Origin of the sequence: Lachnoclostridium sp. MSJ-17, from assembly GCF_018918205.1 — a bacterium.
Lineage (GTDB): Bacteria > Bacillota > Clostridia > Oscillospirales > Acutalibacteraceae > Ruminococcoides.
On sequence record NZ_JAHLQB010000039.1, the window covers coordinates 1 to 615 of the forward strand.

1 protein-coding gene is annotated in these 615 nt (G+C 55.9%); it reads left to right on the plus strand.

What is annotated here, in order from left to right; translation table 11 throughout:
- A partial coding sequence (locus tag KQI64_RS03175; protein ID WP_253289171.1) for an AIR synthase-related protein occupies positions 1 to 615 on the plus strand: 615 nt, incomplete at both ends.

A 615-nucleotide genomic window follows, 5' to 3' on the forward strand; every position in this document is an offset into this window, starting at 1 on the left:
GGCGCTACAGGCTCCTCCAAGGCTCACACCGAAAGCTCCATCGAAACCTGCGGTGCTGAGGTTCAGAAGGGTAATCCGCCCACAGAGCGCAAAATCCAGCGCCTGTTCCGCAATCCAAAGGTCGCAAAGCTCATAAAGCGCTGCAACGACTTCGGCGCGGGCGGCGTATGCGTAGCGATAGGCGAGCTTGCAGACGGTCTGACCGTTGAGCTCGACAAGGTAACAAAGAAATACGACGGCCTCGACGGCACAGAGCTCGCTATCTCCGAATCTCAGGAGAGAATGGCTGTCGTTCTCGATAAAAACGACGTTGACAAGTTCATCAAGTACGCAGAGACCGAAAACCTCGAAGCTACCGCAGTAGCTGTAGTTACCGAGAATCCGCGCCTGACGATGCACTGGAGAGGCGACAAGATCGTCGACCTCAGCCGCGCATTCCTCAACACAAACGGCGTAACACAGGTTGCAAAGGCGTTCATCACAGCTCCCAAGGCTGAGCACTGCTACCGCGAGGCGTGCCCCGAAAAGCTCGCAGACCTGCCCTTTGAGGAAGCTATCACTGAAAACATGGCTCGTCTTGAGGTCTGCTCACAGATCGGTCTGAGCGAACGCTTT